General features: G+C 67.3%; 20 protein-coding genes. 10 read left to right on the top strand and 10 right to left on the bottom strand.

From position 1 onward, the window contains the following. Window positions 1-32: 32 nt before the first annotated feature. Window positions 33-917 carry a transcriptional regulator GcvA gene (locus WS61_RS11825; protein ID WP_059500645.1) on the bottom strand — a complete coding sequence of 295 codons (885 nt, stop codon included), beginning with the start codon at window positions 915-917 and terminating at the stop codon, window positions 33-35. A 108-nt stretch (window positions 918-1,025) separates the two neighbouring features. Between WS61_RS11825 and WS61_RS11830 the strand changes: the two genes are divergently transcribed. Both WS61_RS11830 and WS61_RS11835 read left to right on the top strand, forming a co-directional pair. Beyond that, window positions 1,026-1,682: a chromate transporter gene (locus tag WS61_RS11830; RefSeq protein ID WP_373557119.1), complete on the top strand. Its 657-nt coding sequence runs from the start codon at window positions 1,026-1,028 to the stop codon at window positions 1,680-1,682. Then, window positions 1,679-2,206 (top strand): chromate transporter, encoded by a 528-nt coding sequence (locus WS61_RS11835; RefSeq protein ID WP_053524657.1) that lies wholly within the window; start codon window positions 1,679-1,681, stop codon window positions 2,204-2,206. Before WS61_RS11830 ends, WS61_RS11835 begins: the two co-directional genes overlap by 4 nt. A 162-nt stretch (window positions 2,207-2,368) precedes the next feature. On the opposite strand, the gene WS61_RS11840 is transcribed toward WS61_RS11835, so the two are convergent. Further along, window positions 2,369-2,707 carry a hypothetical protein gene (locus WS61_RS11840; RefSeq protein ID WP_059500647.1) on the bottom strand — a complete coding sequence of 113 codons (339 nt, stop codon included), beginning with the start codon at window positions 2,705-2,707 and terminating at the stop codon, window positions 2,369-2,371. Between the two features lie 282 nt (window positions 2,708-2,989). Here WS61_RS11840 and WS61_RS11845 point away from each other — a divergent pair, with 282 nt between their 5' ends. From WS61_RS11845 to WS61_RS11880, 8 genes are all read left to right on the top strand, one after another. After that, window positions 2,990-3,736: a YoaK family protein gene (locus WS61_RS11845; protein ID WP_059500648.1), complete on the top strand. Its 747-nt coding sequence runs from the start codon at window positions 2,990-2,992 to the stop codon at window positions 3,734-3,736. Beyond that, window positions 3,646-4,206: a hypothetical protein gene (locus tag WS61_RS34845; RefSeq protein WP_059500649.1), complete on the top strand. Its 561-nt coding sequence runs from the start codon at window positions 3,646-3,648 to the stop codon at window positions 4,204-4,206. Before WS61_RS11845 ends, WS61_RS34845 begins: the two co-directional genes overlap by 91 nt. Beyond that, window positions 4,203-5,324 carry a porin gene (locus tag WS61_RS11855; RefSeq protein ID WP_059500650.1) on the top strand — a complete coding sequence of 374 codons (1,122 nt, stop codon included), beginning with the start codon at window positions 4,203-4,205 and terminating at the stop codon, window positions 5,322-5,324. Before WS61_RS34845 ends, WS61_RS11855 begins: the two co-directional genes overlap by 4 nt. Window positions 5,325-5,698: 374 nt before the next feature. Further along, window positions 5,699-5,926, top strand: coding sequence for a hypothetical protein (locus WS61_RS11860; protein ID WP_034208778.1), 228 nt, complete (start codon window positions 5,699-5,701; stop codon window positions 5,924-5,926). A gap of 241 nt (window positions 5,927-6,167) precedes the next feature. Further along, a complete protein-coding gene (gene gor / locus WS61_RS11865) occupies window positions 6,168-7,523 on the top strand; it encodes a glutathione-disulfide reductase (protein WP_059500651.1) in 1,356 nt (451 codons plus the stop codon). Between the two features lie 511 nt (window positions 7,524-8,034). Next, window positions 8,035-8,706 (top strand): CsgG/HfaB family protein, encoded by a 672-nt coding sequence (locus WS61_RS11870; protein WP_218921206.1) that lies wholly within the window; start codon window positions 8,035-8,037, stop codon window positions 8,704-8,706. Between the two features lie 57 nt (window positions 8,707-8,763). Further along, window positions 8,764-9,195: a DUF4810 domain-containing protein gene (locus WS61_RS11875; RefSeq protein WP_059500653.1), complete on the top strand. Its 432-nt coding sequence runs from the start codon at window positions 8,764-8,766 to the stop codon at window positions 9,193-9,195. 10 nt (window positions 9,196-9,205) lie between these two features. Continuing rightward, window positions 9,206-9,880 carry a DUF799 domain-containing protein gene (locus tag WS61_RS11880; protein ID WP_059500654.1) on the top strand — a complete coding sequence of 225 codons (675 nt, stop codon included), beginning with the start codon at window positions 9,206-9,208 and terminating at the stop codon, window positions 9,878-9,880. Window positions 9,881-9,970: 90 nt separating this feature from the next. On the opposite strand, the gene WS61_RS11885 is transcribed toward WS61_RS11880, so the two are convergent. From WS61_RS11885 to WS61_RS11920, 8 genes are all read right to left on the bottom strand, one after another. After that, window positions 9,971-11,272, bottom strand: a complete 1,302-nt coding sequence (locus tag WS61_RS11885; protein ID WP_059500655.1) for an FAD-binding oxidoreductase — start codon at window positions 11,270-11,272, stop codon at window positions 9,971-9,973. Window positions 11,273-11,294: 22 nt separating this feature from the next. Continuing rightward, the gene (locus WS61_RS11890) at window positions 11,295-12,599 is read right to left on the bottom strand and encodes an FAD-binding oxidoreductase (protein ID WP_059500656.1); all 1,305 of its coding nucleotides are present in this window, start codon (window positions 12,597-12,599) and stop codon (window positions 11,295-11,297) included. A gap of 97 nt (window positions 12,600-12,696) precedes the next feature. Then, complete coding sequence (locus WS61_RS11895) at window positions 12,697-14,280, bottom strand: DUF3138 family protein (protein ID WP_059500657.1); 1,584 nt, start codon at window positions 14,278-14,280, stop codon at window positions 12,697-12,699. Window positions 14,281-14,394: 114 nt separating this feature from the next. Continuing rightward, window positions 14,395-15,234: an ABC transporter permease subunit gene (locus WS61_RS11900; RefSeq protein ID WP_034208583.1), complete on the bottom strand. Its 840-nt coding sequence runs from the start codon at window positions 15,232-15,234 to the stop codon at window positions 14,395-14,397. After that, a complete protein-coding gene (locus WS61_RS11905) occupies window positions 15,231-16,217 on the bottom strand; it encodes an ABC transporter permease subunit (protein ID WP_059500658.1) in 987 nt (328 codons plus the stop codon). The genes WS61_RS11900 and WS61_RS11905 overlap by 4 nt, the downstream gene beginning before the upstream one ends. A 10-nt stretch (window positions 16,218-16,227) precedes the next feature. Then, entirely contained in the window at window positions 16,228-17,382 is a 1,155-nt protein-coding gene (locus WS61_RS11910; RefSeq protein WP_059500659.1) for an ABC transporter ATP-binding protein, read from the bottom strand. Window positions 17,383-17,568: 186 nt separating this feature from the next. Next, on the bottom strand, window positions 17,569-18,684 hold the full coding sequence (locus tag WS61_RS11915) for a polyamine ABC transporter substrate-binding protein (protein ID WP_059500660.1): 1,116 nt from the start codon (window positions 18,682-18,684) through the stop codon (window positions 17,569-17,571). A gap of 61 nt (window positions 18,685-18,745) precedes the next feature. Then, the coding region (locus WS61_RS11920) for an aminotransferase class III-fold pyridoxal phosphate-dependent enzyme (RefSeq protein ID WP_157692728.1) at window positions 18,746-19,210 on the bottom strand (465 nt) is incomplete at its 5' end.

Raw genomic sequence — 19,210 nt, forward strand, 5'->3', positions numbered from 1 at the left:
CGGGCGGTGCAATGCCGCCCGCCCGCGCGCCTTCATGCGCCGGTATTCGACTGCCCCTGCAGCCACGCACAGAATTGCGCGACGAGCGGATCGTCGGCCGGCGCGCCCGGCGTGATCCACCAGTAGCTGCGCGTCGCGATGCGTGGCCCGTCGAGCGGCATCACCAGGCGCCCGCTCGCGAGCTCGTCGTCGATCAGCGGCAACGGGCCGAGCGCGACGCCGAGCCCGTCGACGGCCGCCTGCAGCGCCAGGTAGAAGTGGTCGAACGACTGCCGCTTGCGCCCCTTCATCGCGACGCCGGCCGCCGCGAACCAGTCGCGCCAGCCTTCCGGCCGCGTCTCCGAATGCAGCAGCACGTGCCGCGCGAGATCGTCCGCGCGGCTGATCGGCGCGCGCTTGAGCAGTGCCGGGCTGCACACCGGAATCACGCTTTCGTCGAGGAAGTGGCCGCTCGTGCAGTTCGGCCAGTGGCCGGGGCCGCGGCGGATCGCGACGTCGAAGCCGTTCAGCGTGTCGAGCGGCGCGTTCGACGTCGACAGCTTCAGCTCGACGTTCGGCACGTCGCGCTGGAACCGCGACAGCCGCGGCAGCAGCCATTTCATCGCGAAGGTCGGCAGCGCGTTGATGCGCAGCACGCGCGCCGCGCCGGTGTTGCGCAATTGCTCGGTCGCGTGCGCGATGCTGTCGAACGCCGCGCGCACGGTGTCCAGGTAGCGGCGGCCTTCGTCGGTGAGCTTCACGCGCTTGCCGTAGCGGTGGAACACCGGCTTGCCGAGCCACGCCTCGAACCCGGCAATCTGCCGGCTGATGGCACCGTGAGTCACATGCAGCTCGTCACCGGCGGCGCTGAAGCTTTCATGTCGTGCCGCGGCTTCAAAGGCCCGAAGCGCGGAAAAGGGCGGGAGATCGCGTGCCATGCTTGTGATTCTAGATCACAAGGGCGCGCCGATAAAATCGTTTTGCCGGAATCCCGAACGGCGGTAACCTCGATTCATCGTTTGATGAGGAGCCCCATGCAATCCGCTTTGCCGCCTGCCTCCCCGCCGCCTGCCGCATCTTCGCGCGGCGTCGGCCTCGCCGAGCTGTTCACAGGTTTCCTGTCGCTCGGCCTGATGTCGTTCGGCGGCGCGTTGCCGTTCGCGCGGCGCACGATCGTCGACGAGCGCAAGTGGCTCTCCGCCGACGAATTCACCGATCTGCTCGGCCTGTGCCAGTTCCTCCCCGGCGGGAACGTGATCAATCTGTCGGTCGCCGTCGGCATGCGCTTTCGCGGCGTCGCCGGCGCGTTCGCCGGCATTCTCGGGCTGATCGCGGGCCCGACGCTCGTCGTCGTCGCGCTCGGCGTGCTGTACGCGAAGACCCAGAGCGATCCGCGCGTGCAGCACCTGTTCGCGGGGCTCGCCGCCGCGGCGGCCGGCCTGCTCGTCGCGATGGCCGTGAAGGTGGCGAAGCCGCTGCTCCGGGCGCCGCGCACGGCCGCTGCGATTGCGGTCGTCGCGTTCGTCGCGATCGCGGTGCTGCGCATGCCGCTGCTGACCACGATGCTCGTGTTGACGCCCGTCAGCATCTGGCTCGCGTCGCGCCGCCGCGACGCGGGCACGCCGCGGCCGGCGCCGGCCGCCGCGCCCGGCACGTCCGACTCGCCCGACTCGCCCGACTCGCAACGGAAGGGCCGGCCATGAGCGACACGCTGATCGCCATCGCGACGATCTTCAGCCAGTTGTCGCTGCTCGCGTTCGGCGGCGGCAACACGATCCTGCCGGAAATGCAGCGGCAGGTCGTCGACGTGCATCACTGGATGAGCGCGCACGAGTTCACCGCGCTGTTCGCGCTGGCCCAGGCGGCGCCGGGGCCGAACATGATGATCGTGTCGCTGGTCGGCTGGCACGTGGCCGGCTGGGCCGGGCTGCTCGTCGCGTCGCTCGCGAAGTTCGGGCCGTCGTCGATCGTCACCGTGCTCGTGCTGCATGCGTGGGAGCGCTTTCGCGACCGGCCGTGGCGCCGCTACGTGCAGCAGGGGATGATGCCGGTGACGGCCGGGCTCGTCGCGGCGAGCGCGGTGCTGATTTCCGAGGCGTCGAACCGCACCGCGATCCAGTGGGGCATCACGGCCGCGTGCGCGGTGCTGGCATGGCGCACGCGCATCCATCCGCTGTGGCTGCTCGCGGGCGGCGCGCTGATCGGGCTCACGGGCATCGGGCAGTGAGCGGCTTATCGTGTCGCAGCCCGCAGCCCGCAGCCCGCAGCCCGCAGCCCGCAGCCCGCAGCCCGCAGCCCGCAGCCCGCAGCCCGCAGCCTGCAACCTGCAACCTGCAACCTGCAACCTGCAACCTGCAACCTGCAACCTGCAACCCGCTGTGGCCGCAGGCTACCGCGATGCGGGCAGGTCACGATTCACGAGGCCGAGCAGTCGGCCGCGTTCGCTGCCGACGTCGTCCGTCGGGGCCGGCCAGTCGATCACGAACCCCGCGTCGAGCGCGTCGCGCATGATCGTGCCGTAATCGGCCTTCGCAAGCCTGCCGCCGCGCAACGCGTCGGCCACCTCGTGCTTCAGCTTCGGCGTGAACGACGGATACGCGGCCACCAGCGCCGCATACTGGCGCGCATCGATCTCGCCCGATTCGCGGTTGAACGTCCAGACGGCCACCAGCACGATCGCGGCGAACGGGATGACCGTGTAGCGCAGGAAGAACTTCGCGGGTGTCATTCGAAGGCCCGTTGAAGAAAGGCGGCGCGGCGCGCGTGGCGCAGCCGGCGCCGGTCGGCCCGGTATACTCGGCCGGTCTTGCGGCGGCGGAAATCGCGCGGTCGGCACGCTTCGGCCGGCTGCGATGCGCGGCGCTCGCCCGTCCCCCGACGGCAAACATTATATTGACGCGCGGCATGCGGCGAAGCCGGGCCGCGCAGTGCCGGCGGCGCACCTGCCGGCACGGCCGACATTCGCACCGCCCGCCGCGCGCGGCCGGGCGGCGCCCACCACGGAGGATCGATGGATCTCGACGGCGCCAGCCGCAATCTCACTGTCGCCGCATTGCTGACGCTGTCCGGCGGCTATCTCGACGCGTATACGTACGTCGGCCACGGCCACGTGTTCGCGAACACGATGACCGGCAACGTCGCGCTGCTCGGCATCAACCTGTCGGCCGGCGAATGGGCCGCCGCGCTGCATCACGTGCCGCCGCTCGTCGGCTTCGTGATCGCGGTGTTCGTCGCGCACCTGCTCGGCCTCGCCGCGCAGCGCGGCTGGATGCGGCATACGGCGTTCGCGAGCCTGATCGTCGAAATCGCGTTTCTCGGGGTCGCCGCGAGCGGCCTCGTCGGCGTGTCGAGCGCGTGGCTGATTCCGGGCATCTCGTTCGTCGCGACGCTGCAGACGCTGTCGTTCACCCATCTCGAGGAACTGTCGTACACGTCGGTGATGACGACCGGCAACCTGCGGCGTGCCGCGCAGAAGCTGTTCGTCGGGCTGATTCCGCGTTACGACGCGGGGGCGCTGCACGATTCGGCGCTGCTCGCGACGATCAGCTTCTGTTTCCTGGCCGGCGCCGTGGTCGGCGGGCTCGTGACGCGGCTCGCGCCGGACATCGCGCTGTGGGGCGCCGTGCTGCTGCTCGTCGGTGCATTCGCGGAGATCGTGCGACGTGCATGGCGTCGCGCGGGGAACGGCGGTGCAGGCGACGCGGGCGGCAACGGCGGCGCGGGCAACGGCAGCGACGGGGCGACGCAAACGGTCTGACGGCAGGGCAGGGCAGGCGTGGCAAGCGGCTGGCCGCAGGCCGCCGCACCGAGCGCACCGAGCGCACCGAGCGCACCGAGCGCACCGAGCGCACCGAGCGCACCGAGCGCACCGAGCGCACCGACGACACCGACGACACCGACGACACCGACGACACCGACGACACCGACGACACCGACCATTTCGCCACGATCCGCGTGAGCGCGCCGCACCATCGAACCTTACAGCGCCGCGCGTGCCCGCCGACGCCGTCGCGCCCCGTCCCGCCGCTGGGCGAACGAGACCTGGCGCGGGAAACGTTGTTCCCGGACGACAATCGCGCGATTGCCGCGTATTTCAATTTCTTTCAGCGTTCGGACTCGTCTTATGATTCAGCCCACATCGCGCCCGCCATGAACGTTCGCGATCGCCACCCGGCTGCGCACGCGGCCGGTCATGAATGGAGACACCTAAAAAAGGAAAGCTCATGAAGCAGACCACCCGACTCGCAGTCATCGCAGGGGGCGCGGCGCTGGCGTTCGCCAGCCAGTACGCATCGGCACAAAGCTCGGTCACGCTCTGGGGCGTCGCCGACGCCAGCATCCGTTACCTGACCAACGCCAACGCTAAGAACGACGGCCTGCTGTCGATGACCAACGGCGCGATCACGAACAGCCGCTTCGGCATCTACGGCACGGAAGACCTCGGCGGCGGCCTGAAGGCCGTGTTCAACCTCGAGAGCGGCGTGAACCTGCAGAACGGCGCATTCGCCGACAGCGGCCGCCTGTTCAACCGCGCGGCGTACGTCGGCCTGCAGAGCCCGTACGGCACGGTGACCCTCGGCCGCCAGAAGACGCCGCTGTTCGACCTGCTGTCGGATACCTACGATCCGCTCACCGTCGGCAACTACCTCGAAAACGCGTGGCTGCCGGTCGCACTCGGCGCCGGCCTGTATGCGGACAACCAGATCAAGTACACGGGCAAGTTCGAGGGCCTGACGGCGAAGGCGATGTACTCGACCGGCACCAACTACGAATCGACCGGCGCGGGCGGCTTCTCGGGCCAGATCCCGGGCTCGCTCGGCAAGGGCAATGCGTGGGGCGTGTCGCTGTCGTACGCGATGGGCCCGCTCAGCATCGCGGCCGGCGCGCAGCAGAACAGCGACAACTCGGCGCGCAAGCAGACGATCTACCACGCGAACGTCGTGTACGCGTTCAGCAAGGCGAAGATCTACGCGGGCTACCTGCGCTCGAAGGACGATACGGGCTTCGTCGACAGCCTGCTCGCGCAGCAGACGATTCCGGTCGCGAAGGGCACGGGCCGCATCGACGACGGCCCGTTCGCGGGCGTGAGCTGGCAGGTCAGCGCGCCGCTGACGCTGACGGGCGCGTTCTACTACGACCACATGCGCAACGCGATGACCACGAACGGCACGCTCGCGAGCGGCAACCGCTATGCGATCGTCGGCATCGCCGAGTACGCGCTGAGCAAGCGCACCGAGATCTACGGCACCGTCGACTTCAACAAGACGAACGGCGCGGCGAACGTGGAGCTGCCCGGCCGCAGCAACCAGACGGGCATCGCGATCGGCCTGCGCAATATCTTCTGACGAACGCCGGAACGCATGCGCCGGCTTCGTCCGGCGCGCATCGAAGAGGCTCCGCGAGGAGCCTCTTTTTTTTCGTCGCGCGACCTTCATACGCGCACCCGACTATTCGGCAGGCGCTCCATTGCGGAAGTCCCGCACCGTAAGCGATCCGTCGGCAATCCAGAACATACTTTTACAGTGCGCGCGCAGGCTTTCCGCTACGCTGCGTGCATCGCTCGTGGCATGCCGTCTGGCGTGCGCGTGCGTCGTTCCGATGGCGCTCGGCGCGCGCTGCCGGCCTGGTGCGTAACTTGTGTATCCGGCGATGACAAACGCGGTCCGCCGGTTTCTTTCGTGGGACGATGCGCTCACGATTTTCTTGAAAGGGGATGACGATGGGTATCCTGAACACCGTGGGTGAAATCGCCGGCGCCATCGCCGCCGTCGAAGGCGCGGAAAAGCTGGATCCGGACGCGGGCCTGCTGACCAAGGCGGCCGCGGCCGTCGCGGGTTTCAAGGGCGCCGAGGCGATCGAAGGCATGCTCGAGAAGAAGGAAGAGAAGCCCGAACAGGCAGCGGACGATACGCAGGCGACGGACGGCAGCGACACGTCGCAGGCATGAGCATGGCGGCCGGTCCGGCCGCGGGTGCGCCCTTCGCGCGCTCGGGTCGACCGGTGCCGCGCAATCGGCAGGTCGGGCATGCGGTCGATCGGTGACGCATGGCACAACCGCCGGCCGGTTTGACCGGCGAGAGGCGTCGTCTCTCGCCGTTTTTTATTGGGCGCGCGACGCGCGCCATGCGCCGCACGAATTCCCGAATCTTGCTATCGTGCCTCCATTCGAACTGCGATGAGGGGATGCGATGGATTTCGACTACGACCTGTTCGTCATCGGCGCCGGCTCGGGCGGCGTGAGGCTCGCGCGCATGTCCGCGTCGTACGGCGCACGCGTCGGCATCGCGGAAGAAGAGCAGATCGGCGGCACCTGCGTGCTGCGCGGCTGCATCCCGAAGAAACTGCTGGTCTACGCATCGCACTACCCGCACGAAGTCGACGACGCGAAGGGCTTCGGCTGGACCTTCGGCGCCGGCACGCTCGACTGGCCGGCGCTGATCGCCGCGAAGGATCGCGAGATCAACCGGCTGAGCGACATCTACATCAACCTGCTGCTGCAATCGGGCGTCGAGATGCACGCCGGCCGCGCGACGCTCGTCGATGCGCACACGGTCGCGATCGGCGCACGCACGTTCCGCGCGCGCCACATCGCGATCGCGACCGGCTCGCGGCCGTCGCTGCCGCCGCGGCCCGGCATCGAGCATGCGATCACGTCGCGCGAGGCGTTGTCGCTCGCGGCGCTGCCCAGGCGCATCGCGGTGGTCGGCGGCGGCTATATCGCGGTCGAGTTCGCGGGCATCTTCAACGGCTTCGGCAGCCACGTCGACGTGTTCTATCGCGGCGACCAAATCCTGCGCGGTTTCGACGACGACGTGCGCCGGTTCCTGACCGACGAGATGACGAAGCAGGGCGTCGCGATTCATGCGCGCGCGGTGATCGGATCGATCGAGCGCGCGAGCGGCGGCGCGCTTTTCGTGCACGTCGGCGACGTGCGGCACGGGCCGTACGATCAGGTGCTCTATGCGACGGGCCGCGTGCCGAACGTCGACGGGCTCGGGCTCGAGCAGGCGGGCATCCTGCTCGATGCGCGCGGCGCGATTGCCGTCGATGCGTATTCGGCGACGTCGGTGCCGTCGATCCACGCGATTGGCGACGTCACGTCGCGGCCGCAGCTCACGCCGGTCGCGACGCGCGACGCCGGGCTGCTCGCGCGCACGCTGTTCGGCGGATCGCGCGTCGCGGTCGATCACGCGTACGTGCCGTCGGCCGTGTTCAGCCAGCCGGAGGTCGCGACGGTCGGCCTGAGCGAAGCCGATGCGCGGCACGCGCATGGCGACGTCGATATCTACCGCACGTCGTTCAAGGCGCTGCGCCACACGCTGTCGGGCCGCGACGAACGCACGCTGATGAAGCTCGTCGTCGCGCGCGACAGTCAGCGCGTGGTCGGTGCGCACATGGTCGGCCGCGATGCGGGCGAGATCATCCAGGGCATCGCGATCGCGATCCGCGCGGGCGCGACGAAGGCGCAGTTCGACGACACGATCGGCATTCATCCGACCGCGGCCGAGGAATTCGTGACGATGCGACAGAAAGTGGCCGATTAGCGGAAACCGTATGCGCGTGTGCGGCTGGAATGCCGGACGGCTTATTGTCGGGATATCGGCCGTTCGGATCGACGGCGCGAATGACGTGTGTCGATATCGCCGGATCGATCGTCAATCCGGCGATATCGACACGGAAGACCGGCGCAGATCGGTCGCGTGCCGCGCGAGCCCACGCGTGCAACGCTTCGCGCACGAATAAGCGGCGTATTTAATATAAGTGCGAAAATCGTCAATTATTATCAAGATACTCCGTCTTGATAAACAGGCTTGATATGATCGCGAAAAATCATATACGGGGCCGACCATGCGCGATCAACAGTGCAGTAACCAGAATAACGAAATCATTCGTGTGCGCGATCCAGACGCGCATCGCATTCCCCTCCGTCTTTTGCCGTAACGCACCCGTTGCGCGCCCCCTTCCCTGACTTGCCGCGATCGCCGAACCGGCGATGAGCGCGTGCATGAGCCTCGCGCAGCGGCATCTTTTCCAGCAAGGAGACCAGCAGTGAACATTCAGACACGACGCACCGTCCTCGTGGCGGCAGCGGTCGTCGCGGCGCTGTCCGGCTGCGCGACCGAATCGTCGCGCACGCTCGACGTGCCGGCCGTCAGCAGCGCGCAGAAGCCGTACGCGGGCAAGCCCGTCGCGATCGCCGTCGGCAAGTTCGACAACCGTTCGAGCTACATGCGCGGCATCTTCTCCGACGGCATCGACCGTCTCGGCGGACAGGCGAAGACGATCCTCGTCACGCGCCTGCAGCAGAGCCGCCGCTTCAACGTGCTCGATCGCGAGAACCTCGACGAGATCAAGCAGGAAGCCGGCTTCATGAAGAAGGCGCAGGCCGTGAAGGGCGCGAACTACGTGGTGACGGGCGACGTGACCGAGTTCGGCCGCAAGGACGTCGGCGATCATCAATTGTTCGGCATTCTCGGCCGCGGCAAGACACAGGTCGCGTACGCGAAGGTCAACCTGAACATCGTCGACACGACCACGTCGGAAGTCGTCGCATCGAGCCAGGGCGCGGGCGAGTTCAGCCTGTCGAACCGCGAGGTGATCGGCTTCGGCGGCACGGCCGGCTACGACTCGACGCTCAACGGCAAGGTGCTGGACCTCGCGATCCAGGAGGCCGTGAACCATCTCGTCGACCAGGTCGACGCCGGCGCGCTGAAGTCGGTGCAGTAAATACCGCGCGCGATACGACACGTACGAATCATTTCACCCACCAGAAGAGACAAGACCATGAAACGGGGAATCTGGCTGCCGGCGACGGCGGCTGCATTGCTGCTCGCGGGCTGCGCGGCGCCGACCACGCCGCCGCTGTATCAGTGGACCGGCTATCAGCCGCAGGTGTACGAATACTTCAAGGGGCAGCAAGCGCCGCAGCAGCAGATCGATGCGCTCGAAAAAGCGCTGCAGGAGATCCGCGCGAAGGGCCATACGCCGCCGCCGGGTTTCCATGCGCATCTCGGGATGCTGTATGCGAGCGTCGGCAACGAGCAGCAGGCCGAGCAGGAGCTGCAGGCCGAGAAGCAACTGTTCCCGGAATCCACGGCGTTTATGGATTTCCTGATGAAGAAGAAGGCCGGTGCATCGAAAACCGCGAATCCGGCGGCCGCCGGACAGACCGTTGCCGGTCAGAAGAATGCCGATTCGAATTCCGCCAAACAGTGACACGCCTGCCATGTTCAAGACACTTTCATTCAAGCTGCTGTCCGTGCTGTCGATCGCCGCGCTGCTGAGCGCGTGTGCGCAGCCGGTACAACGTCCCGACTACACGGCGTTCAAGAAGAGCCAGCCGCGTTCGATTCTCGTGCTGCCGCCGGTCAACGAAACCACCGACGTCGGCGCAACCTACGGCGTGCTGTCGCAGATGACGCTGCCGCTCGCCGAGTCCGGCTACTACGTGGTGCCCGTTGCGGTGATGGACGAGACGTTCAAGCAGAACGGCCTGACGAACGCGACCGATATCCAGGCTACGTCGCCGGCGAAACTGCGCGAGATCTTCGGCGCGGACGCCGCGCTGTATTCGAAGGTCACGCAGTACGGCTCCGTCTATCAACTGATCGACAGCACGACGATCGTTTCCGCGTCGGCAAAGCTCGTCGACCTGAAGAGCGGCGACGTGCTGTGGCAGGGCGAGGGCCGGGCGACCGGCAAGGAAGTCGGCAACAACATGAGCGTCAATACGTTCGGGATCGTCGGGGCGCTCGTGCAGGCGGCCGTCAAGCAGGTCGCGCATTCGCTGACCGACGAAGCGCATGACGTCGCCGGGCTGACGAGCACGCGGCTGCTGTCGGCCGGGCCGCCGAACGGGCTGCTGTACGGGCCGCGCTCGCCGAAGTACGGTACCGACTGACGCGCGGCGGCGTCACGCCACGCCTGTCGTCCGGACGGCCGCTCGAAACGAGCGGCCGTTTTGCTTCTGCGCGGCAATGCCGCGCGCCGCTCAATGCACGCCGAACGCGTCCAGCAGCCGGTACCAGCTCATCGCGAGCACCAGCGCCGGCGTGCGCAGCGCCTCGCCGCCGGGGAAGTCGCGATGCCGGATCTTGTCGAACAGGTCGAAGCGGCTCGCCTGGCCGTCGATCGCCTCGGCGATGAGCTTGCCCGCGAGTGCGGTCGTGTTCACGCCGTGCCCCGAAAACCCCTGCGCGAAGTACGTCGTCGGCGCGATGCGGCCGAAATGCGGCGCGCGGTTCATCGTGATGTCGACGAAGCCGCCCCACGCATAGTCGACCTTCACGTCCGCGAGTTGCGGGAACGTCTTCAGCATGTCGGCGCGCATCGCCGCCGCGAGGTCGCGCGGCTCGCGCGTCGAATAGCTGACCTTGCCGCCCCAGACGAGCCGCGTGTCGGGCGCCGGCCGGAAATAGTCGAGCACGAAGCGGCTGTCGCAGATCGCCGCGCGCGCGGGCATTAGCGCGGCGGCACGCGCTTCGCCGAGCGGCTCGGTCGCGATCACGTAGGTGCCGACCGGCATGATCTTCCTCGCCAGCGCAGGCGCGAGCGTGCCGACGTAGGTGTTGCAGGCGAGCACCACGAAGCGCGCCCGCACGTTGCCGCCGCTCGTCTCGACGACGTGGCCGCCGGACACGTCGCGCACGCGCGTCACGCAACTGTCCTCGTGGATGCGCACGCCGGCAGCGGTGGCCGCCCGCGCGAGGCCGAGCGTGTAGTTGAGCGGATGGAGGTGGCCGCTGTCGGGGTCGTACAGGCCGCCGCAATAGCGGGCCGACTGCACGTAGTCGCCGAGTTCGTCGGCTTCGACGAAGTGGAAGCGGTCGTAGCCGAAGCGCTTCGCGGCTTCGTCGCGCCACCGTTTCAGCGCATCGGCGTCGCGTTCGGTGTTGGCCGCGGTCAGGTAGCCGGGCACCAGGGCGCAGTCGATGTCGTGTTGCGCGATGCGCGACTTCACGAGCGACAGCGTTTCGAGTCCCATGTCCCAGATCCGCTTCACGTCGGCTTCCGGCATGAACTGCGCAAACGTGTCGATGTCGCACGCGAAGCCGCCGATCAACTGGCCGCCGTTGCGGCCGCTCGCCGCCCAGCCGACGCGCGACGCTTCGAGCACGACCACCGAATGGCCGCGCTCGGCGAGATTGAGCGCGGCGGACAGGCCCGTGAGGCCCGCACCGATCACACACACGTCGGCGTCGGTCGTGCCGGCGAGCGGTGCGTGGCGGGTCGTGTCGTTGGCGGTCGCCGCGTAGTACGACGCGACGTGCGGCTGGTTGGCGAATGTCTGCATGGGGAACACGTATCAAGAGGGTTCAGAACAGCTCGCGCACGCGGTGGTACAGCATCCCGAGTTCGAGTGCGGGTTGCCGCCATGCGTCGCTGCCGGGAAAGCGCCGGTGGCGCAAGCGGGCGAACAGGTCGAACGCGCGCGTGTCGCCCGCGATCGCGCCGGCGACCGCGCGCCCGGCGATTCCCGTGAGCGCGACGCCGTGTCCGCTGAAACCCTGGACGTAGAAGAAGTTCGGATCGATCGCGCCGAAGTCCGGCGCGCGGTTGCGTGTGACGTCGACGAAGCCGCCCCACGCGTGCTCGACGCGCACGTCGCCGAGCTGCGGGAACACGCCGACCATGCGCTGCCGGATCGCTTCGGCGAGCGCGGCGGGCGACGCGCCGGCCGAATTCGCGCGGCCGCCGAACAGCATCCGGTGGTCGGCCGACAGCCGGAAGTAGTCGAGAAAGAAGTTGTTGTCGCACACGGCCTCGCGCCGCGCGATCAGCGCGTCGGCGCGCGCGCGTCCGAGCGGCTCGGTCGCGATGATGTACGACGCGATCGGTGCGATGCGTGCGGCGGTCGCGGCGGGCAGCACGCCGCCGGGCCCGGCGTTGCAGCACGACACGACGAAACGGCAGCGCACTTCGCCCGACGGCGTGCGCACGACGGGCCGCGCGCCGCGCACGACGTCGAGTGCCGGCGTGTGCGCGTACAGCGCGACGCCTTCGCGGCGCGCGGCATCCGCGAGGCCGAGGCAGTACTTGAGCGGATGCAGATGGCCCGACAGCGGATCGTGCACGCCGGCCAGGTACCGCGTCGATGCAATGCGCGCCTGGATCTCGCCGGTATCGAGCCACGCGAGCGACGGATGGCCCCAGCGCGACGTCGCGGCGTTCATCCATGCGCGCAGGTCGTCGATGCGGCGCGGCTTCGTCGCCACCGTCAGGTAGCCGCGCGTGAAGTCGCAATCGATCCCGTAGCGCGCGATGCGATCGGCGATCAGCGCGACGCCGTCGAGCGACAGCGACCACGCGGCGCGCGCGCCGTCGGCGCCGAGCTGTTTCTCGATCACCTCGTCTTTCGCGAAGCCGGTGATCGCCTGGCCGCCGTTGCGGCCCGATGCGCCCCAGCCGGGCCGGTGTGCATCGAGCACGGCGACGGACAGCCCGTGCGCGCGACAGTCGAGCGCCGTCGACAGGCCCGCGAAGCCGGCGCCGATCACGCAGACCTCGACGTCGATCGCCGCGTCGAGCATCGGATCGTCGGCGACGGGCCGCGTGGCCGTGGCTTCGTAGTACGAGTCGCGCGCGAGCGCATCGGCGCGGCGGGTGAAAGACTGCGTCATGAAACCGACTCCCTCGACAAGGCTGCAACGGCGCGCAGCCATTCGCAATACGGCGCGGGACGCCGTGCGTGCGGCACGGCGCCCCGCGCGTCCTGCATCAGAACGAATAGATGAACTGCGTCGCGAGCAGATCGTTGGACTTGCCGTACGAGCCGTCGTTGCGCAGGAACACCTTGTTGTTCGCCCAGTCGTGCCGATATTCGACCTTCACGGTGATCTGCTGGGTCGGATAGAACAGCAGGTCGAGCGCGACGTCCTGGCGCACCGCGCCCTTGCACTCGAAGCCCAGGCCGCCGCCGGCCTTCGACATCGCGAGGCAGTCCGCATCGACGCCGAAGCCGTTGCTCGGGTCCATCCCGTTGCCGTTCAGCGCGATGCCGCCGCCGCCGCCGCCGTTCTTCGAGTTCGCGAGCAGGTCGTAGCGCAGCGTCACGCCCATGCGGCCGACCACCGGCGCGTTGAACTTGCGGTGCGCGAGCAGCGACAGCCCGTACCACTGCGCGAGCCCGCCGTTGAACGCCGCATGCTGCTGCCGGCCGTAGTCGACTTCGGCGTTGTACTGCACGTCGGCGAGCGTGTAGGTCGCATCGAGTTCGCCGAAGAAGAACGAGCCGTAGCCGCTCGGCGCCGCGCCGCCCGGGCCGTAGTGGACGACGCCGTTCTCGTCGATCGCGCTCGACAGCGTCTGGCGGCCGATGTTGAACGAGCCGCCGAGATCGAGCGCGCTCGACCACGTGTAGTCCGCACGCGCGGTGAAGGTCGGCACCTTGTTGCTGGTGGTGATCGGGTCGCCGAGCGCATTGGTGCCCGTCTGCGTGACCGAACCGTACGTGCGGTACTGCTCGTTACCGAGGAAGAACTTCCACGCCCAGTTGCCCTTCGTGTAGTTCGCGCCGACACCGACGTAGCTGCCCGGATCGGAGAAATCGTACAGCAGGTTGTGCGTGAGCGTGAGCATCTGGTTCGACTGCTGCACTTCGTAGCCGCCGAAGCTCGGGATCAGGCCGGCGACCAGCGTCGTTTCCGCGGTGATCGGCACGTTGACGACCGCCGTGTTCAGCAGGTTGTCGGTGATCGAGCCGCGCGAGTTCTGCAGCAGCGTGATGCCGTTGCCGCGGTTCGGCATCAACGTGATTTCGGCCGACGGCGCCATCGGGCCGACGCCGAACGTCTTCTTGATGTCGAGGTAGAGATCGCCGAACGTGCTGTTGAAATAGTTGTACGCGTTCTCGTGGTTCGCGAACAGGAACGACGACGTGCCGGCCGCGCGGTTGTAGATGTAGGTCGGATCGATGTAGCCGGTGACCGACAGGCCGGCGAGCGGGCCCGTGGTGGCCGCGTCGGTCAGCGAGTCGACCTTCAGTTGCTGGTTCGCGATCTGCTGCTTCATTTCGCTGACCTCGTCGTTGGTCAGCGTCGCGCGTGCCTTGCCGTAATCCGGCGAACCCGGGTCGGCGGCGACCGCGACGGCGCCGCCGCCGGCCATGCCGCCGCTCGCGCCGGACGTCGCGACCGCCGTGCCGCCCGGCTTCGTGGCGAGTTGCGCCTGCATGGCCTTCATCTGTTTCTGCAGTGCCGCGACCTGCGCCTGCAGCGCCTTGATTTCGGCGGAGGTGGAACCGGCCAGCGCGATGCCCGGCAACGCGCCGGCCACCAGCAGGCAGATCAGTTTCTTCTTCATTGCGGATTCTCCTAGTCGTGCGCCTGTCAAATCGGGATCGAATCGCGCGCCCCCCTGAGGCCGCGCGTCATGCTTGTCTGCAGTGCTTGTTGTCTTCGAAGCGGAGGCGGCCCGTCACGCCGCCGCAAACGCCGCCTTCAAGTCGGCCATCCGGCGCCGCTCGCGCGCGATCATCGTCCGGTTCACGACGATCACGCCGATCGTCACGGCGGTGATGAACAGCGTCGCCAGCGCATTCATCTCCGGGTTCAGCCCCAGCCGCACGCGCGAGAACACCACCAGCGGCAGCGTCGTCGACCCCGGCCCGGACAGGAACGCCGACAGCACCAGATCGTCGATCGACAGCGTGAACGACAGCAGCCACCCCGACAGCAGCGCCTGCGAGATCAGCGGCAGCGTCACCACGAAGAACACCTTCAGCGGCGTCGCGCCCAGGTCGAGCGCGGCCTCCTCGAGCGACTTGTTCATCTCCTTCACGCGCGACTGCACGATGATCGCCACGTACGACACGCACAGCATCACGTGGCCGATCCAGATCGTCGCCATCCCGCGCCCCTTCGGCCAGCCGAACATCTGTTCCAGCGCGACGAACAGCAAGAGCAGCGAGATTCCCTGGATCACCTCCGGAATCACCAGTGGCGCATTGATCATCCCCGTGTACAGCGTGAAGCCCTTGAAGCGCCCGAAGCGCGCGAGCACGAAGCCCGCCCACGTGCCGATCACGACCGACGCGGTGGCCGTCAACAGGCCGATCTTCAGCGATAGCCAGGCGGCGGTCAGCAGCTCGTCGTCGTCCAGCAGCGCCGCGTACCACTTCAGCGAGAAGCCCGACCACACCGTCACCAGCTTCGACTCGTTGAACGAGTACACGACGAGGCTGACGATCGGGATGTACAGAAACAGGAAGCCGAAGGCGAGAACGCCCGTCGACAGCGGTTTGCTCGGCTTGATCATTTCGCGTCCTCCAGTTCCTTGACCTGGTAGTACTGGAACAGCGCCATCGGCACCAGCAGCAACAGCACCATTGCGACCGTCACCGCGGACGCCATCGGCCAGTCCATGTTGTTGAAGAATTCATCCCACATCACGCGGCCGATCATCAGCGTGTCGGCGCCGCCGAGCAGCTCCGGGATCACGTACTCGCCCACCGCCGGGATGAACACCAGCAGGCTGCCGGCGATGATCCCGTTCTTCGACAGCGGCAGCGTGATGCGCGTGAACGCGACCCACGGTTTCGCGCCGAGGTCGTACGCGGCTTCGAGCAGCGTCAGGTCCATCTTCACGAGGTGCGCATAGAGCGGCATCACCATGAACGGCAGGTACGAATAGACCATCCCGATGTAGACGCCCGCATCGCTGTGATAGAGCCGCAGCGGCGTGTGGATGATGCCGAGCGCGATCAGCGTGTGGTTCAGGAGGCCGTCGTCCTTCAGGATGCCGATCCATGCGTACACGCGGATCAGGAACGACGTCCAGAACGGCAGCATCACGGCCATCATCAGCACGTTGCGGCGGTTCGGCTCCGAACGCGCGATGTAGTACGCCATCGGATAGCCGATCAGCAGGCACAGCACCGTCGACACGGCGGCCATCTTCAGCGAGCTGAGATAGGTCGCGATGTACAGGTCGTCCTGCAGCAGGAACGCGTAGTGCGACAGTTGCAGCGCGAAGTGCACGACGCCGTCCTTGATCTCGACGAGCGACGTGTACGGCGGGATGCCCATCACCTGGTCGGCGAAGCTGATCTTCAGCACCAGCACGAACGGCAGCGCGAAGAATACGGCGAGCCACAGGAACGGCACGCCGATCGCGACGCTGCGGCCCGACGGCAGGAAGCGCGACAGCGCGGCGAAGCGGTTGCCGCGCCGGGTGGCCGGCGTGGCGGCGGGCGCGCCGGTCGACACCGGCGCGGAAGGCGTGGAAGCGGAGGTTCTCATCGCGGCGTCCTCACTGCGTCAGCACGACGCCGCTGGCCGGCGACCACGACACGAACACGTCGTCGTTCCATGCCGGCGCGCCGTCGTTCATCAGGTGCGAGCTCGACAGGTTCGACACCACCGTCTTGCCGCTCGGCAGACGCACGTGGTACAGCGAATAGCTGCCCATGTACGCGATGTCGGTGACGACGCCGCGCGCCCAGTTGTGCTTCGAGCCCGGCTTCTCGCGCGACACGTGTACGCGCTCCGGGCGCACCGAGATGCCGACCGGCATCCCGAGCGGGCCGGTCACGCCGTGGCTCACGTACATGCGGGCTTCGAGGTCGTCGCTTTCGACGAAGATGTGATCGGGCTCGTCCTCGACGACGCGGCCCTCGAACAGGTTGGTCGAGCCGATGAATTCGGCCGAGAAGCGGCTGTTCGGGTATTCGTAGACTTCGCCGGGCGAGCCGATCTGCACGATCTTGCCTTCGCTCATCACCGCGAGGCGGCTCGCCATCGTCATCGCCTCTTCCTGGTCGTGCGTGACCATCACGCAGGTCACGTCGACCTTCTCGATGATGTTCACGAGTTCGAGCTGGGTCCTCTGGCGAATCTTCTTGTCGAGCGCGGACATCGGCTCGTCGAGCAGCAGCAGCTTCGGGCGCTTCACGAGCGAGCGGGCCAGCGCGACGCGCTGCTGCTGGCCGCCCGAGAGCTGATGCGGCTTGCGCTTCGCGTACTTGCTCATCTGCACGAGCGCGAGCGCGTCGGCCACGCGCTCCCTGATCTCGTGCTTCGGCGTGCCTTCCTGCTTCAGCCCGAATGCGACGTTCGATTCGACCGTCATGTGCGGGAACAGCGCGTACGACTGGAACATCATGTTGACGGGGCGGCGGTACGGCGGCAGCGACGCGAGATCCTCGCCGTCGACGAAGATCTTGCCGGAGGTGGCCGTTTCCAGCCCGGCAAGCATGCGCAGCAGCGTGGACTTGCCGCAGCCCGAGCTGCCGAGCAGCGCGAACAGCTCGTTCTTCGCGATCGTCAGGTTCACGTTGTCGACGGCCGTGCTGTCGCCGAATTTCTTCACGACGTTTTCGATGCGCACAAACGCGTCGTTTTGCGTACGGGGCGCCGTGGCCGGTTGGGTCTGTCGTGCGGCAGCGGAAGAGGGTATCGATTGCATGGGAGTCACCATTCGTTCTTCACGGATTGCAGGCGTGAGCGTCCCCGCGCGAGGCGCGCAACGCGACTCGCGGACGACGGCTCGTGCCGGATGGAACAGCGCGCGCGGCGCGCGGGCGGACGGAGGTCCGCGAATGTCAGGCGGGCAGGCGTACCGCGATGCCTGCGCCGCCGCGATGCACGGCGATCAGTGGCCCGTCTTCAACTGAGCCCACAGACGGTTCTCGAGGCGCAGGATGTCGGCCGGCATCGGCTTCATCAGCACCATCTTCTTCAGCACGTCTTCGGGCGGGTAGACGGTCGGGTCCTGCGCGACGGCCGGCGTGACGAATTGATGCGCGGCCTTGTTCGCGGTCGGGTAGAACACCGTGTTGGTGATCGCCGCGTTGACCTTCGGATCGGACACGTAGTTGATCCACTTCATCGCGGCTTCCGGGTGCGGCGCATCCTTCGGGATCACCATCACGTCGAACCACAGCAGGCCGCCTTCCTTCGGGTTCGCGAACTTGATGTCGTACGAGCGCTTCGCTTCGGCCGAACGACGGTGTGCGATGCCGACGTCGCCGGACCAGCCGAGCACGACGCACACGTCGTTGTTCGCGAGGTCGTTGATGTAGCCGGACGAGTTGAACTGCGTGATGTACGGGCGGACTTTCTTCAGGACTTCGAATGCAGCCTGGTAATCGCCCGGGTTCTTGCTGTTCGGATCCTTGCCCATGTATTGCAGCGTGGCGGCGAACACGTCGACGGCCTGGTCGAGGAACGACACGCCGCAGCTCTTCAGCTTCTCCATGTTGGCCGGATCGAACACCAGCGCCCAGCTGTCGACGGGCGCCTTGTCGCCGAGCACCTTCTTCACCGCCTGGGCGTTGTAGCCGATGCCGTCCGTGCCGTACGCCCAGGGTACGCCGTACTGGTTGCCAGGATCGGCGTCGGCGATCATCTTCATCAGCAGCGGGTCGAGGTTCGCGAGGTTCGGAATCTTCGACTTGTCGAGCTTCTGGTACACGCCGGCCTGGATCTGCTTGGCCATGTAGTTCGACGTCGGCACGACGATGTCGTAGCCGGAGCTGCCGGCCAGCAGCTTCGCCTGAAGCGTGTCGTCGCTGTCGTAGTTGTCGTACTTGACGTGAATGCCCGTCTGCTTCTGGAAGTTCGGGATCGTGTCCGGCGCGATGTAGTCGGACCAGTTGTAGACGTTCAGCTCGTCGGCATGCGCCGACGGGCTGGCGACCGACGTGAGCGCGGCCGCGGCGGCGAGGGCGGCGACGGAGCAGGCTTGGCGAAGAATACAGGCACGCATGGTGGAGTTCCCCTGGTTGTGGCGGCGTGCGGCGCCCGCCGCACGCCCGTAGGCAAGGCCGTTACGAAATACCCAGTTGCTGGGCGGTTGCATCGACGGCCTTCTTCGCCTTCGACACGAGTTCATCGATTTCCTGACGCGAGATCACGAGCGGCGGCGACAGCAGCATTCGGTCGCCGGTCGCGCGCATGATCAGGTTGCCGTTGAAGCAGAAGTCGCGGCAGATCGTGCCGACGTCGCCGCCGTTCGCGAAGCGGCGGCGTTCGGCCGGCGCTTCGGCCAGTTGCAGGCTCGCGACCATCCCGTGGCCGTGCACTTCGCCGACGATCGGATGACGCGCGAAGGTTTCGCGCATCAGCGCCTGGAAATACGGGCCGGTGTCGGTCTTCACGCGCTCGACGATGCCTTCGTCGCGCAGCAGCTTCAGGTTCGCGACCGCGACGGCCGCTGCCACCGGATGGCCCGAGTACGTGAGGCCGTGATTGAATTCGCCGTTGTCGATGATCGGGCGCGCGATGCGCTCGTG

Source organism: Burkholderia sp. ABCPW 11 (genome assembly GCF_001523445.1).
Classification (GTDB): domain Bacteria; phylum Pseudomonadota; class Gammaproteobacteria; order Burkholderiales; family Burkholderiaceae; genus Burkholderia.